At 64.4% G+C, this 14,558-nt stretch carries 15 protein-coding genes; 5 read left to right on the forward strand and 10 right to left on the reverse strand.

What is annotated here, in order from left to right:
• Nucleotides 1–90 precede the first annotated feature (90 nt).
• Nucleotides 91–1,515: a gamma-aminobutyraldehyde dehydrogenase gene (locus tag OXH74_RS01020; RefSeq protein WP_375739711.1), complete on the forward strand. Its 1,425-nt coding sequence runs from the start codon at nt 91–93 to the stop codon at nt 1,513–1,515.
• A 388-nt stretch (nt 1,516–1,903) separates the two neighbouring features.
• Here the strand turns inward: OXH74_RS01020 and OXH74_RS01025 are convergent, their stop codons facing one another.
• Both OXH74_RS01025 and OXH74_RS01030 read right to left on the reverse strand, forming a co-directional pair.
• A complete protein-coding gene (locus tag OXH74_RS01025) occupies nt 1,904–2,662 on the reverse strand; it encodes an SDR family NAD(P)-dependent oxidoreductase (RefSeq protein WP_375739712.1) in 759 nt (252 codons plus the stop codon).
• 293 nt (nt 2,663–2,955) lie between these two features.
• Nucleotides 2,956–3,507 carry a VOC family protein gene (locus OXH74_RS01030; RefSeq protein WP_375739713.1) on the reverse strand — a complete coding sequence of 184 codons (552 nt, stop codon included), beginning with the start codon at nt 3,505–3,507 and terminating at the stop codon, nt 2,956–2,958.
• Nucleotides 3,508–3,749: 242 nt separating this feature from the next.
• On the opposite strand from OXH74_RS01030, the gene lipA reads away from it, so the two are divergent.
• On the forward strand, nt 3,750–4,763 hold the full coding sequence (gene lipA, locus OXH74_RS01035) for a lipoyl synthase (protein WP_375739714.1): 1,014 nt from the start codon (nt 3,750–3,752) through the stop codon (nt 4,761–4,763).
• Nucleotides 4,764–4,774: 11 nt separating this feature from the next.
• Nucleotides 4,775–4,951, forward strand: coding sequence for a twin-arginine translocase TatA/TatE family subunit (gene tatA, locus OXH74_RS01040; protein WP_215381690.1), 177 nt, complete (start codon nt 4,775–4,777; stop codon nt 4,949–4,951).
• A 158-nt stretch (nt 4,952–5,109) separates the two neighbouring features.
• On the opposite strand, the gene OXH74_RS01045 is transcribed toward tatA, so the two are convergent.
• From OXH74_RS01045 to OXH74_RS01080, 8 genes are read right to left on the reverse strand one after another with little or no spacing between them, the layout of a single operon-like run.
• Nucleotides 5,110–5,850, reverse strand: a complete 741-nt coding sequence (locus OXH74_RS01045; RefSeq protein ID WP_375739715.1) for a biotin/lipoate A/B protein ligase family protein — start codon at nt 5,848–5,850, stop codon at nt 5,110–5,112.
• A complete protein-coding gene (locus OXH74_RS01050; RefSeq protein WP_215381687.1) occupies nt 5,847–6,551 on the reverse strand; it encodes a 2-oxo acid dehydrogenase subunit E2 in 705 nt (234 codons plus the stop codon). Before OXH74_RS01050 ends, OXH74_RS01045 begins: the two co-directional genes overlap by 4 nt.
• Nucleotides 6,552–6,554: 3 nt before the next feature.
• A complete protein-coding gene (locus OXH74_RS01055; RefSeq protein WP_215381685.1) occupies nt 6,555–6,788 on the reverse strand; it encodes a lipoyl domain-containing protein in 234 nt (77 codons plus the stop codon).
• 3 nt (nt 6,789–6,791) lie between these two features.
• Complete coding sequence (locus OXH74_RS01060; RefSeq protein ID WP_375739716.1) at nt 6,792–7,817, reverse strand: alpha-ketoacid dehydrogenase subunit beta; 1,026 nt, start codon at nt 7,815–7,817, stop codon at nt 6,792–6,794.
• Between the two features lie 27 nt (nt 7,818–7,844).
• Nucleotides 7,845–8,936 carry a 2,3-butanediol dehydrogenase gene (locus OXH74_RS01065; RefSeq protein ID WP_375741696.1) on the reverse strand — a complete coding sequence of 364 codons (1,092 nt, stop codon included), beginning with the start codon at nt 8,934–8,936 and terminating at the stop codon, nt 7,845–7,847.
• A gap of 53 nt (nt 8,937–8,989) precedes the next feature.
• Complete coding sequence (locus OXH74_RS01070; protein WP_375739717.1) at nt 8,990–9,979, reverse strand: thiamine pyrophosphate-dependent dehydrogenase E1 component subunit alpha; 990 nt, start codon at nt 9,977–9,979, stop codon at nt 8,990–8,992.
• A gap of 21 nt (nt 9,980–10,000) precedes the next feature.
• A complete protein-coding gene (locus OXH74_RS01075) occupies nt 10,001–11,581 on the reverse strand; it encodes a GMC family oxidoreductase (protein ID WP_375739718.1) in 1,581 nt (526 codons plus the stop codon).
• 49 nt (nt 11,582–11,630) lie between these two features.
• A complete protein-coding gene (locus OXH74_RS01080; RefSeq protein ID WP_375739719.1) occupies nt 11,631–12,149 on the reverse strand; it encodes a transcriptional initiation protein Tat in 519 nt (172 codons plus the stop codon).
• Nucleotides 12,150–12,700: 551 nt separating this feature from the next.
• Here OXH74_RS01080 and maiA point away from each other — a divergent pair.
• Together maiA and hppD are read left to right on the forward strand one after the other, a co-directional pair.
• Complete coding sequence (gene maiA, locus OXH74_RS01085; protein WP_375739720.1) at nt 12,701–13,333, forward strand: maleylacetoacetate isomerase; 633 nt, start codon at nt 12,701–12,703, stop codon at nt 13,331–13,333.
• 137 nt (nt 13,334–13,470) lie between these two features.
• A complete protein-coding gene (gene hppD, locus OXH74_RS01090; RefSeq protein WP_375739721.1) occupies nt 13,471–14,547 on the forward strand; it encodes a 4-hydroxyphenylpyruvate dioxygenase in 1,077 nt (358 codons plus the stop codon).
• Nucleotides 14,548–14,558 lie beyond the last annotated feature (11 nt).

Below are 14,558 nucleotides of genomic sequence, written 5' to 3' on the forward strand. Positions count from 1 at the left end.
GGAGAGGGAAGCTCGGAACAGCACGAACCATCCCTTACCCCACCCCCTCCCCCAAGGGGAGAGGGGCTAGACCGAACGAGGACTTGACCCATGCAAACCAAACTGCTGATCAACGGCCAGCTCATCGCCGGCGAAGGCCCGGGCCTCGCCGTGCTCAACCCTGCCCTCGGCACCGCCCTGGTGGAAATCCCCGAGGCCAGCGCGGCCCAGGTCGATGCCGCCGTGCAGGCCGCCGACGCTGCCTTCCCGGCCTGGTCGCAGACCCCGCCAAAGGACCGCGCCGCCCTGCTGCTCAAGCTTGCCGAGCGCATCGAGGCCCACGCCGAAGAGCTGGCCCGCCTGGAATCCAACAACTGCGGCAAGCCCTACAACGCAGTGCTGAACGACGAACTGCCGGCCATCGCCGACGTGTTCCGCTTCTTCGCCGGCGCCAGCCGCTGCATGAGCGGTTCTGCCGCCGGGGAGTACCTGCCCGGCCACACCTCGATGATCCGCCGCGACCCGATCGGCGTGGTCGCCTCCATCGCGCCGTGGAACTACCCGCTGATGATGGCCGCCTGGAAGCTCGGCCCGGCGCTCGCCGCCGGCAACACCGTGGTGCTCAAGCCCTCCGAGCAGACCCCGCTGACCGCGCTGAAACTCGCCGAGTTCATCAATGAGCTGTTCCCCGCCGGCGTGGTCAACCTGGTGTTCGGCCGCGGCCCCAGCGTCGGCGAGCCGCTGGTGACCCACCCGAAAGTGCGCATGGTGTCGCTGACCGGCTCGGTCGCCACCGGCTCGCGGATCATTGCCGGCACCGCCGACACGGTGAAGCGCATGCACATGGAGCTGGGTGGCAAGGCCCCGGTGATCATCTTCGACGACGCCGACATCGACGCCGCCGTCGAGGGCATCCGCACCTTCGGCTTCTACAACGCCGGCCAGGACTGCACCGCCGCCTGCCGCCTCTACGTGCAGAGAGGCGTCTACGAGCGCTTCGTGGCGAAACTGGGCGAAGCCGTGGCCAGCATCCAGCCTGGCCTGCAGGACGACCCGAGCACCGAACTCGGCCCGCTGATCACCGAGCAGCACCTCGCCCGCGTCGAGGGCTTCGTCCAGCGCGCCGCTGCCCTGCCGCACATCCGGGTGGTCACTGGCGGTCAGCGTGTCGACGGTCCGGGCTTCTTCTTCCAGCCCACCGTGCTCGCCGGCGCCCGTCAGGACGACGAAATCGTCCGCCGCGAGGTGTTCGGCCCGGTGGTCTCGGTCACCGAATTCGACGACGAAGAACAAGTACTGGCCTGGGCCAACGACTCCGACTACGGCCTCGCCTCCTCGCTATGGACCGCCGACGTCGGTCGCGCCCACCGCCTGTCCGCGCGCCTGCAGTACGGCTGCACCTGGGTCAACACTCATTTCATGCTGACCAGCGAAATGCCCCACGGCGGCGTGAAGCATTCCGGCTACGGCAAGGACATGTCCATGTACGGGCTGGAGGACTACACCGCCGTCCGCCATGTGATGTTCAAGCATTAACGATCCGGCCCAGTGGTTCTTGTGGGGGCGACTTCAGTCGCCAAGCAGGCCGCCGGCCTGCCCTGGAACCCCCAAGGGGCAGCTGCGCTGCCCTCAGCGAATGAATTCGCCCCCACAATGAATACGGCCCTGGCCCCGGTGGCGAAACTGGCGCAGCACATCCACCAAGGGTCGACTAGGCTCCAGATGCGCACACATTCATCGGTGCCAACCGAAGCGATCCAAACCACCAGGAGAATAACAATGCGAAAAACCCTGCTTGGTTTCCGTCTCATCCTGATCGGCGTCCTGGCCGATCTGGCCCACGCCTCAGCCTGAGCCTCACCTCAAGCAAGCCCCTCCGGTACAGCAGCCCTCCGCCAATTCGGCTGAGGGCTTTACCCATTGCTCAGAGGAACATCCCGCCCGATGCCTCGATCCGCTGGCCATTGATCCAGCGGCCGGCATCCGAGAGCAGCATGGCCACCGCCGCCCCGATGTCTTCCGGCTGGCCGACACGCCCCAGCGCCGTGTTGCCCGCGATGAAGGCATTCACCTCCGCGTTGTCGCGCACCACGCCACCGCCAAAGTCGGTCTCGATGGCCCCCGGAGCCAGCACGTTCACCGCAATGCCGCGTGCGCCCAGCTCCTTGGCCTGGTAGCGGGTGAGCACTTCTATTCCGCCCTTCATCGCCGCGTAGGCCGCGTAGCCCGGCAAGGCAAAGCGTGTCAGGCCCGTGGAGACATTGAGGATGCGCCCACCGTCGGCGATCAGCGGCAGCAACTTCTGGGTCAGGAAGAACGGGCCCTTCAGCTGGACGTTCACCAGTTGGTCGAACTGCTCCTCGGTGGTTTCGGTAAAGCTGGCATGGATACCAATGCCGGCGTTGTTCACCAGGAAATCGAAGTTGTCGCGGCCGAATTCGTTCTTCAGCAACCGACCAAGGGTCGCAACAAAGGTGTCGAAGGTAGCGCTCTTGCTGACGTCCAGCTGGAGCATGGCCGCGTGGCCACCGAGGTCGATGATCTCCCGACTCAGGGACTCCGCGTCCTCCAGCTTGCTGTGGTAGGTGCCGATGATGTCGATGCCCTGGGCGGCCAGGTGCTGCGCCATGCTTTTGCCGAGGCCACGGCTGGCGCCAGTGATAAGTGCGAGCTTGCGGATCATGGTCGTGCTCCTGGTTGCCGGGTGGAAGGAGACGCCGCCGGGTGAAGTCGGCGCTAAAGGAAACCTTCGTACGGGTACGCGAGGTGTCAAGTTTGCCGCCGATCATCAGCAGAAGCTGGCTGGCTCGCGAACACGCACGGCACAGCCAACCCTGTATCGGTGAATGAGGTACTGCGACATCGTCACGCCGAATGCCCAGGAACGCTGAGCGACCGCCCTTGCATGCGCAGGACCTGGGAAGCCGTTGAGCCCGACCCGAGCCGCTATCGCTCGGACCGGACAACAGCGACCGACTATCGATCGGGTGTGCGCGGATCCCACAGCAGCCGCTGCGAATCCTCCGCGTAGCGCATCCCTTCGGGGAAGCTGACCAGTTCTAGCTGCAAGCCCCAGGGCGCGAGGAAATAAACCCAGGTAAGCCCCGCCGCCGGCCCGTCGGTGAAGGTCGAGGGGGTATCCAGCACCTGCACACCTCGAGACTTCAGGTACGCCACCGCCGCCTCCATGTCATCGACGTAGAACGCAAGATGGTGTCCGCCAATATCGCTGTTGCGCGGCAAGCGCTGGTTCTGGTCTGGCGCTGTGTACTCGAATATCTCCAGGTTGGTGCCATTGCCGCAGCGAACCATCTGAAAGTCCCGGATGGTTGCCCGTGGATGCACATTGAGGTGGCGCTCCATCCAATCGTCCTCGAAACGGAACTCGCCGAACCGGAAATACGGCTCGCAGCCCAATACATCGACGAAGAAGGCAACGGCTTCAGCCAGGTTCGGCACGGTGATCCCGATATGCTGCATACCGCGCATGCCAGGCAGCTTGTCGTTCGAACGGCAATGTTGAGTCATGAAGCTCTCCAGACGAATTGTTGTTGTAAGAGATTGAGCAGCGCACGGCGCCGCCCTTGCTCTCCAGCACAACCAATGCCACTCGCCAAGCTATTGATTTTGTTTAGATTACCTCTCCAATCACGTCCACCAACCTGTAAAGGCGCTTACAGGTGTAAAGCGCTTTGGACATGCCCGGATCGCGGCTGAAGTCCCGATATCACGTACTTCTGGGAACTGGCCCGGTTGTTGCTGAGATCCCCATGAATCCCTTTAACCCATCGGAGAAACATGTGGAGTCTCAACACACGACCGCGAAGCCGGGCAAGGTCGAAACCGGCGTGAAGCTACGCGGCGCCGAGAAGGTCGCACGCATCCCGGTGAAAATCATTCCGACTGAAGCGCAGCCGAAGAAGCCGGATTGGATCCGCGTACGTATCCCGGTGTCCCCCGAGGTGGACCGCATCAAGCAACTGCTGCGCAAGCACAAGCTGCACAGCGTCTGCGAAGAAGCCTCCTGCCCGAACCTGGGCGAGTGCTTCTCCGGCGGCACCGCGACCTTCATGATCATGGGCGACATCTGCACCCGTCGCTGCCCCTTCTGCGACGTCGGCCACGGCCGGCCGAAGCCGCTGGATGCGGACGAGCCAAAGAACCTCGCGGTGGCCATCGCCGACCTGCGCCTGAAGTACGTGGTGATCACCTCGGTGGACCGCGACGACCTGCGCGACGGCGGTGCCCAGCACTTCGTCGACTGCCTGCGGGAAATCCGCAAGCTGTCTCCGGGCATCCAACTGGAAACCCTGGTGCCGGACTATCGCGGGCGCATGGATGTAGCCCTGGCGATCACCGAGCAGGAGCCGCCGGATGTGTTCAACCACAACCTGGAAACCGTGCCGCGCCTGTACAAGGCGGCGCGTCCGGGCTCGGACTTCGAGTGGTCGCTGGACCTCTTGCAGAACTTCAAGCAGCGCGTGCCGCACGTGCCGACCAAGTCCGGGCTGATGCTCGGCCTGGGCGAGACCGACGAGGAAGTGATCGAGGTCATGCAGCGCATGCGCGAGCACGAGATCGACATGCTCACCCTCGGCCAGTACCTGCAGCCGTCGCGCAACCACCTGCCGGTGCAGCGCTTCGTGCATCCCGACACCTTTGCCTGGTTCGCCGAGCAGGGCGCTGAGATGGGCTTCAAGAACGTCGCCGCAGGCCCCTTGGTACGTTCCTCGTACCATGCCGACCAGCAGGCTCATGGGCAGACAGGCGCCTTATCCCTATAGGAGAGACATGCATGGGCATCTTTGACTGGAAACACTGGGCGGTGATCCTGCTGGTGGTGTTGGTTCTGTTTGGCGGCAAGCGCCTGCGGCACTTGGGCTCCGACCTGGGAGAGGCAATCAAAGGCTTCCGCAGGTCCGTGGAGGACGCCACGGAACGTCACCTTCCATCCGAAGAGGACCGACCTTGAGCAATGGCCAGGTCGTGCCGCCCTGAAATCACGCCAGAAACACTTCAGCCCACCGGCGAGTTCGATCGTGGGCTGAAGCAGCGCGCCGCCCGGCCTACTCCTGGGGGCTCACAGGCAGACAGTCAGAGCAACTGAGCCTGTGAGCCAGCCAACAGCAATCAGATCGCGAGACGCGCCTGGCTTTTCCCCGCACCCGCCGGCGGTAGCCAGGACTCCCGAGGCGTCCCGAAGCAGCTCCCAAGGCTGGCTGTCTCCGACCAGACCGACGTTACCCACTCATCCAGAGCCACATGGCTCGTCGCGCGGCAGCGTTGGTCCAGGCCGCAGCCCTGGTAGAAGCGGTTGACCACATCGACCATGGTCTCCCGCTCGTCTTCCAGCAGGATCGCCCCGTGGACCAGCACCACCAGGCGACCACCGGCCGCCCGCCGGCGCCAGCGCTGGGCGGTGCCCACCAGCTTGCGCCGACCGAGCGTGACGTTGAAGCGACCATCGCAGAAAGCACCCGGCACCTCGCCCAGACCAGGGACCAGGCCCAGCTCGCGCAACCATTGGCAGATCGGCTCGCAGAGGCCCAGATAGGCATGTTCTATCCGCGCCTGCTCGTCGTCTTCCACCGGCAGCGCATAGGCCAGGGCTACGTTGAGGACCGCCGGTGACTGCGGCACGGGCTCGCCGCCGGTATCGCGCAGGGCGATAGGCCATCCGAGGGCCGCGCAGCCGATGTCCGCCACCAGAAAACCCGGCAATCGGCTAAACCGACGCGGCATCACCAGCGCGCGATCGGAGGGGCGCCAGAACAGCAGCCCCCGCTCCTCCTCCCCGGTGTGCACGGCATCCAGCAACTGTCGCTCGGCCTCCAGACCGGCTTCGACGCTGAGCCGCCAGATCGGGCTCATGGCAGCTCGTCTCCTTCGAGCCGCCGGCACAGGTCGTCGAGGAACTCCGCCGCCGGCGCGCCATTCACCGCGCGATGGTCGAAGGTCAGCGACAGGCCGATGAACTCGCGCTCCACCAGCGAACCATCCGCCTCACGCTGCAACCGCCGCTGAGTGCCGCCGATGCCGATGATGGCCACCTGCGGCACGTTGAGGATCGGCGTGAAGAAGCGCACCCGCGACAGCCCCAGGTTGGACACGGTGACGGTGGCCCCGGTCAGTTCCTTGACCGAGAGCTTTCCCGCCTGGGCCTTCTCGACCAGGGCCCGGCGCGCTCTGGCCAGTCCCTCCAGATCGAGTTGGTCGGCATCGAACAGCGCCGGGGCCACCAGCAGGTCATCCGGCAGCGGGATGGCCAGGCCCAGATGAACCGCCGCGTGGCGGGTGATCAGGTTGTCCTGCAAGGTGGCGTTGAGGTCCGGGTGGGCCTTCAGCGTGGCGACGATCTCGTGCAGCAGCAGGTCCTGCAACGAAGCCTGGCTGCCCGCCGCCTTCAGGCGCGCACGGCGGGCCTGGAGGGCGGTGAGTTCGCACTCGGCGTGGTGGGTGAGCTGCGCGGCGGTCTGCAGGCTCTCGCTCATCTTCGCCGCGATCATCTTGCGCATGCCCTTGAGCGGCAGCGTGCTGTTTTCGGCTGCCTGCGGCGTTTGCATCTGTCCCATGGGTCACTCCACTTGGGCGATGGTCGCGCCCTTGGCGACCACCGCGTCTTCTTCCTCGAGGATTTTCAGCACGCCGGCTGCCGGGGCTTCGATCTCGAACTGGGCCTTCTCGGACATGATCTCGGCGACCAGGTCGCCCTGGGCGACTTCGGCACCATCACTGACCAGCCAGGAGGTGATCACCGCTTCGGCGTCACCTTCCCAGAGGTCATCGGCAATCACGATTGGGGTCGACATGGTTTACTCCTCGTTCTTCAGGTTCAGGTAGGCCGCGACGATCTTCGCGGCGGATGGCAGCGCCCACTGCTCCATGGGCGGCGTGAAGGGAATCGGGATATCGGGGAAGGCCACCCGCTGCGGGCGTGCCTTGAGCATGCCGATGTCGTGCTCGACGACGCTGGCGATGATTTCGCCGCTGACGCCGAAGCTGTGGTAGTCCTCGTCGACGACGATCAGGCGGCCGGTCTTGCGCACCGAAGCGATGACGTGTTCGCGATCCAGCGGTACCAGGCTGCGCAGGTCCACCACCTCGGCACTGACGCCCTGCTGTTCCAGCTGCTGGGCGGCACGCAGCGCGTGGTGCACACCTGCGCCGAGGCTGACGATGCTGACGTCGCGGCCTTCGCGCACCGTCTTCGCCTTGCCGATCTCCACGGTGTACGGATCCTCGGGCACGGCCACGGTGGCGCCCTTCTCGGTGCCCAGCCAGCCCATGCCTTGCAGGGCCTTGTGGAACAGGTAGATCACCGGGTTGTCGTCGCGGATGGCGGCGGTCATCAGCCCCTTGGCGTCGTAAGCGTTGCTCGGCACCACTACCTTCATGCCCGGAAGATGGGCGAAGGTACCGTAGAGGCACTGCGAGTGCTGCCCGGCATCGGAATAACCGGCGCCGGTGGAGGCCATCAGCACCATCGGCACGCTGACCTTGCCGCCGGAGAAGTAGGTGTTCTTCGCCATCAGGTTGTAGATGGCGTCCATGCACACGCCGAAGAAGTCGACGAACATCAGCTCGACGATCGGCCGCATGCCGTCCGAGGCCGCACCCACGGCGGCGCCGATGAAGGCGGTTTCGGAGATCGGCGTGTCGCGGATGCGCGCGCTGCCGAACTCTTCATGCAGGCCACGGGTGTTGCCGAACACCCCGCCAAGCTGGCCGATGTCTTCGCCCATCACGAACACGCGCGGATCGAGGCGCATTTCCTGGGCCACCGCTTCGGCCATGGCGCGAGCCACGGTCAGTTTTCTTTCTTTGATCGCTGCGGACATTGTCGTAATTCCTCTGTCGATTAGGGGTCAGTGACAGGCAGCGACAGGCTCAGTGCCGGATACGGCGGGCCTGACGATGATCTTCACGTTCTGATCCTTGTTGTTCACCAGCTCCTCGAAACCCTGTTCGAGGATGTGCTCCAGCTCGATCCGCCCGGTGATCAGCGGGGTCACGTCCAGTCGGCCGTCGGCAATCAGCGCGATGACATCGGCGAATTCGCCGTTGTAGGCCAGCGCGCCGATGACCTGCTTCTCGGTGGCGACGATTTCGAAGAAGTTGAACTCGCTGGGCTCCTCGAAGATGCCGACCATCACGCAGCGGCCGGCCTTGCGGACCACATCGATGGCCAGCTTGGCGGTGGCCTTGTGGCCGATGCACTCGAAGGACACTGCCGCACCGTAGCCATCGGTCCGCTCGCGCACGGCGGCGATGGCATCGCACTGGCTGGGGTCGATGACCTCGGTGGCGCCCACCTCCAGGGCCTTGCGCTTGCGTGCCGAGGACATCTCCAGGGCGATGATGCGCGAGGCACCAGCGGCCCGGGCACACATGATGGTGCACAGGCCGATGGTGCCGGCACCGACCACCACCACGGTCTGGCCGAGCAGACTGCCGGCCTTCTTCACGGCGTGCATGCCCACCGCCAGCGGCTCGATCAGCGCGCCGGCCTCGCTGGGAAAGTTGGCCGGAAGGCGGTACAGCAGGTTGGCCGGGACATTGACCAGTTCGGCGAAGGCGCCGTTGTTCATCAGCCCGGTGAAGGCGAGGTTCTCGCAGAGGTTGTACTGGCCCTGCTGGCAGTACCAGCACTTGCCGCAGTGCTGGCAGGCGTCGGCGGCCACCAGGTCGCCGGGCTGGAACCCGCTTACGCCCTCGCCGAGAGCGACGATCTCACCGCAGAACTCATGGCCGAGGATGCACTGTCCCTGGATGCCGGTCAGCGGATGGGCGCTGTCGGTGGGAATGAACACCGGCCCGGCCAGGTACTCGTGCAGGTCGGAACCGCAGATACCGCACCAGTGGACGCGGATCTGCGCCCAGCCGGGCTGGGGGTTGCCCGGCAAGGGCACCTCCTCCAGGCGGATGTCCTTGCGCCCGTGCCATACGGCGGCCTTCATCGTCAGCTTCTGGCTCATCTCGATAACCCTCTTGTTGTTATGTCTGGCGTCGATCAGACGAACACCTTGTCCATGGCCTCTTCCGGCGCCGGGTACTCGCTGTCACGGGCAAAGCGCACCGCAGCGTCGACCCGGCCACGGGCGCGCTCGTCGATGCCGGCGGCGGTGATTTCGTCCAACACGCCCAGCTCCAGCAGACGCTGGCGGTACGCGGGGATCGGATCTTTCTGCAGCAAGGCTTCCTTCTCGCCGGCCGGGCGATAGGTCTCGCCGTCGCCCATGAAGTGGCCGGCCAGGCGGTGGGTTTCGATTTCGATCAGGCTCGGCCCTTCGCCGGCACGGGCACGGGCGATGGCCTCATCCGCTGCGGCGAAGATGGCGTCGGCGTCATTGCCGGGGACGAACACTCCGGGCATCCCGTAGGCCGCTGCGCGCAGGTAGTTGCGCTCGATGGCGGTGGAAGACTGCTTGGCCACGGAGATGCCCCAGGCGTTGTCCTCGATGACGAAGACCACCGGCAGCTTCCACAGTGCGGCCAGGTTCAGCGTCTCGTGGAAGGCGCCCTGATTTGCCGCGCCTTCGCCGATGTAGGCCACCGCGACGCCGGGCTTGCCTTGCATTTGCCGCGACAGTGCCGCGCCGACTGCTGGGCCCATGCCCTGGGCAATGATCCCGGAGCAGCAGAAATTCACCCGTGGGTCGAACAGATGCATGTGGCCGCCCCGACCGCCGGAGAGGCCAGTCTTCTTGCCGAATATTTCGGCGACCATTGCGTCCAGGTCGACGCCCTTGGCGACGGCGACGTGGTGTGGTCGGTGGGTGGCGGTGACGATGTCATCAGCCGTCAGGTGGGAGCAGACGCCCACGGCGCAAGGCTCCTGGCCGTTGGACAGGTGCATCTCGCCGGGGATCGGCCCGTTGGCCATGTTGAAGACCGGGGTCTTGCCTTCCATGTAGATGCGCTCGATGGACTCTTCCAGATAGCGGCTGACGAGCATCTGCTCGAACATCCAGAGTCGCTGCGCGTTGCTCGGTACGGTCATGGGATCGGCTCCTTGTGGGGATCAGATAGCGCGCTGGTTGAGCAGCGAGCCGATGTGTTCGGCCTGGCGCAGGGCCAGGGCGACGATGGTCAGGGTCGGGTTCTGCCCGCCGCTGGTGGTGAACTGGCTGCCGTCGGAGACGAACAGGTTGGGGATGTCATGGCTCTGGCCCCACTTGTTCACCACGCCGTCGGCGGCCTTGGCGCTCATGCGGTTGGTGCCCATGTTGTGGCTGGCCGGGTAGGACGGAAGGCGGATGACCTCGGTGGCGCCGACTGCCTCGTAGCACTTGCGGGTCTGCTCCACGCCGTGGTCGCGCATGGCGTTGTCGAAGGCGTGGTCGTCCTTGTGCACCACCGGGATGGGCAGGCCGTACTGGTCCTTCTCGGTGCCATGGAGGGTGATGCGGTTGCTCTCCATGGGCAGGTCCTCGCCGCACAACCACACGCCGGACATGTGGTCGTAGCGCTCCATCTTCGCGGTGAAGCCACGGCCCCAGCCCTGCGGGGTCGGGTCGAGGAAGGCGGACATGAACGGCAGACCGAGGGAGAGGATTTCCAGCCGGTAGCCGCCGACGAAGCCGCGCGAGGTATTGTTGTAGGACTCGTCGGAGATGATCCCGGCGCAGGTAGTGCCGCGGTACATGTGCACCGGCTTGGGCATCACCGCGTAGATGCCGGCGGTGGTGTGGCACATGTAATTGCGCCCGACCTGGCCGGAGGAGTTGGCCAGGCCGTCCTTGAACATCGACGACTCGGAATTGAGCAGCAGGCGCGGAGACTCGATGGAATTGCCGGCCACGCACACCACCCGCGCCTTCTGCCGCTGCTGGCGACCCTGGGCGTCGGCGTAGACCACCGCGCTGACCCTGCCACGGGCGTCGTGCTCAATGCGCAGCGCCATGCTCTGCGGGCGCACCTCACAATTGCCGGTGGCCTCGGCACGGGGGATGTCGGTGTAGAGCGTCGACCACTTGGCGCCGATGCGGCAGCCCTGCATGCAGAAGCCGATCTGCATGCATCCGGGCCTGCCGTCGTAGGGCTGGGTGTTGATCGCCATCGGTCCGGACTGGATTTCCTTGTAGCCGACGCGCTGGGCGCCGGTGGCCAAGACCTTGAAGGAGTTGTGCCACTGGTGGTACGGCATGCCGGTGCTCGGGCCGGTCACGCCCATGTGCTGCTCGGCCTTGACGTACCAGGGCTCCAGTTCCTCATAGCTGAGCGGCCAGTCGAGCATGTTGGCGCCCTTGATATCGCCGTTCTCGGTGCGCATGCGGAATTCGAAATCGCGAAAGCGCAGGGCTACGCCCGCCCAGTGCACGGAACTGCCGCCGACCGCCTTGACGATCCAGGCCGGCAGGTTCGGGTGGTTGCGGGCCACGTCCCAGCCACCGGTGGCGATGCGTTTGTCGAGCCAGGAGATCTTGTTGAACATGGCCCATTCATCGTTCTCGATGTCGGACATCTCATAGCGCTTGCCGGCCTCCAGCACCACGGTGCGGATGCCTTGCCGGGCCAGGGCATGGGCCAGGGTGCCGCCACCGGCGCCCGAGCCGATGATGACGACGACGTCGCCGTCGTCCTGAGAGAATTTCGCTGCCATGGGGTTAACCCTCATTGTTGGAATAGGTGGAGCTGCGAAGAAGGACGGGTCAGAGCCAGTCGATGTCGTTGAAGCCGCGCGCGAGGTAGCCGCCCTTCTCCACCGAGGAGCCCTCGTAGCCGAACAGCGAGAACAGCGCAGTGTTGTCGTAGAGGCCGAACATCAGCGCGCTACGCACTTCGCGGAAGAAGGGGTCGGTCTCGATCTCACGCAGCAAAGCGACGCGGTCGTCCTCGCTGGCAATCGCCTCGAAAGCCTTGCCATGGCGTTCGCGAGCACGGGCTTGGAGGGCCTTCAGGCCGTCCTTGATCAACTTCGGCTGTTTGCCGACCAGTTCGGCCAGCGGCGTGGCGTAATGCATGTCGCCCAGGCGGTCGTGGGGGTAGATATCGCGGCCCATGCACAGCAGGCCGGCAGGCAGGTCGGGCAACGCCTCGTTGGCAAGCAGGGTGACGGGGATCAACTGGCTGGTGACGGCGGTGGCACCCAGCACCAGCAGGGACTGGCCCGACAGGCTGATGAAGCGCCTGCGGCTGAGGGAGGCGCCCAGGGGAGGTGAGTCATGCATGGCAGAGCTCCAGGCTATTGCCGGCACAGCTGCAAGGTGGGGACAGGTGTGACCAGCGTTCGTTGTTATCGTTTGCGGGGCCTTTTTTCGGCCCCTCGATAGCCAGGGAGCAGCTTGCGTGCCAATTGCACGAAATTTATTCAAGCCTTTGTTTTAACTACATTTTTTATTCTTATAAAGCGAAATCCAGGTTAGTTGGAGGCTTTTCTGTAAAGGGTCCGCCGTTACAGTTGTAATGCGGGGAGCAAAGGCTTTACACCTGTCCGCCCCTTCGCGAGCAAACTCGCTCCTACAACGGAACCTATGTCCCTCGACGGCCCCTGTAGGAGCCAGCTTGCTGGCGAATCTCGAGCTCAGCGCATTGGCGAGCTCGCTCGAGGCTTCAGCCGACGCGAGGATGGCCAGCACAGGGGGGCGTGTGTCGATGATCCTGCTTGACAGTCCAGGCCGCACACCGCAGATTACGCAAAGTGTAAATTAATTACGAAAATAATAATGCAAGCGACTGGCCCTCACCGCCAGACCACCTGCAGCCTCCGCGAGTGATTGCCATGGATCTCTACACCTATTACCGCTCCACCTCGTCGTACCGGGTGCGTATCGTCCTGGCGCTGAAGGGGTTGGAGGCCCGGCACATTCCGGTGAACCTCATCCAGGACGGCGGCCAGCAGCTAAAGCCCGAATACAAGGCGATCAACCCGCAGGGCCGCGTGCCCAGCCTGCGCACCGACGAAGATCAGGTGCTGACCCAATCGCCTGCCATCATCGAATACCTCGAAGAACGTTATCCCCAGCCCGCCCTGCTGCCCGCAGGCTTCGAAGACCGGGCCCGCCAGCGTGCGGTGGCAGCTATCATCGGCTGCGACATCCATCCGCTGCACAACGTCGCCGTGCTCAACCGCCTGCGCGGCCTGAAGGTCGACGAGACCGACGTCATGGCGTGGATTCGCCACTGGATCGGCGAAGGTTTCAACGCCGTCGAAGCGCTGATCGGGAATGACGGTTTCTGCTTCGGCGAACCGGGCCTCGCCGACGTCTACCTGCTGCCGCAAATCTATGCCGCTCGTCGCTTCGGGCTGGATCTCGCGCACTACCCCAAGATTACCCGTGTCGAACGACTGGCATTGGAGCACCCGGCATTCAGCCAGGCGCACCCCGATCAGCAAGCCGACAAGCCGGCCTGAGCCCAATATGCAAACGCTCGCCTTCAAGGTCACCATCGGCGATCACCTCGCACGCAGCGTGCGCGGTATTTCCTGCGCGCCGCCACAGCCCACCTCGCATTGACCTATAACTTTCAATACATGCTGAGGTGCCGAAAATGGCTGATATCTTTGAAAACCCAATGGGCCTGATGGGCTTCGAATTCATCGAGTTCGCATCACCCACCCCGAATACCCTGGAGCCTATCTTCGCCATGATGGGCTTCACCAAGGTCGCCACCCACCGCTCGAAAGACGTGCACCTGTATCGCCAGGGTGAGATCAACCTGATTCTCAACAACGAGCCCAAGAGCTTGGCGTCCTATTTTGCCGCCGAGCACGGCCCGTCGGTCTGCGGCATGGCCTTCCGCGTGAAGAACGCCCACCAGGCCTACGCTCGCGCGCTGGAGCTGGGCGCCCAACCGATCGAAATCCCCACCGGCCCAATGGAACTGCGCCTGCCAGCGATCAAGGGCATCGGCGGTGCGCCGCTGTACCTGATCGACCGCTTCGGTGAAGGCTCCTCGATCTACGACATCGACTTCGAGTTCATCGAAGGCGTCGACCGTCACCCCAAAGGGGCTGGCCTGAAACTCATCGACCACCTGACCCACAACGTGTACCGCGGCCGCATGGCCTACTGGGCGGACTTCTACGAGAAGCTGTTCAACTTCCGCGAGATCCGCTACTTCGACATCAAGGGCGAGTACACCGGCCTGACCTCCAAGGCCATGACCGCGCCAGATGGCATGATCCGCATCCCGCTGAACGAGGAATCGTCCAAGGGCGCCGGACAGATCGAAGAATTCCTGATGCAGTTCAACGGCGAAGGCATCCAGCACGTGGCCTTCTTCACCGACGACCTAATCAAGACCTGGGATGACCTGAAGGCTCGCGGCATGCGCTTCATGACTCCGCCGCCGGACACCTACTACGAAATGCTCGAAGGCCGCCTGCCGGACCATGGCGAGCCGGAAAGGGAGCTGCAGGCACGCGGCATCCTGCTGGACGGTACCTCCGAAGGTGGCAACAAGCGCCTGCTGCTGCAGATCTTCTCGGAAACCCTGATGGGCCCGGTGTTCTTTGAGTTCATCCAGCGCAAGGGCGATGACGGCTTCGGCGAAGGCAACTTCAAGGCGCTCTTCGAGTCGATCGAGCGCGACCAGATCCGCCGTGGTGTGCTGAGCACCGATTGAGGTTTCGAGTT

This window comes from Metapseudomonas boanensis (genome assembly GCF_042232855.1).
Classification (GTDB): domain Bacteria; phylum Pseudomonadota; class Gammaproteobacteria; order Pseudomonadales; family Pseudomonadaceae; genus Metapseudomonas; species Metapseudomonas boanensis.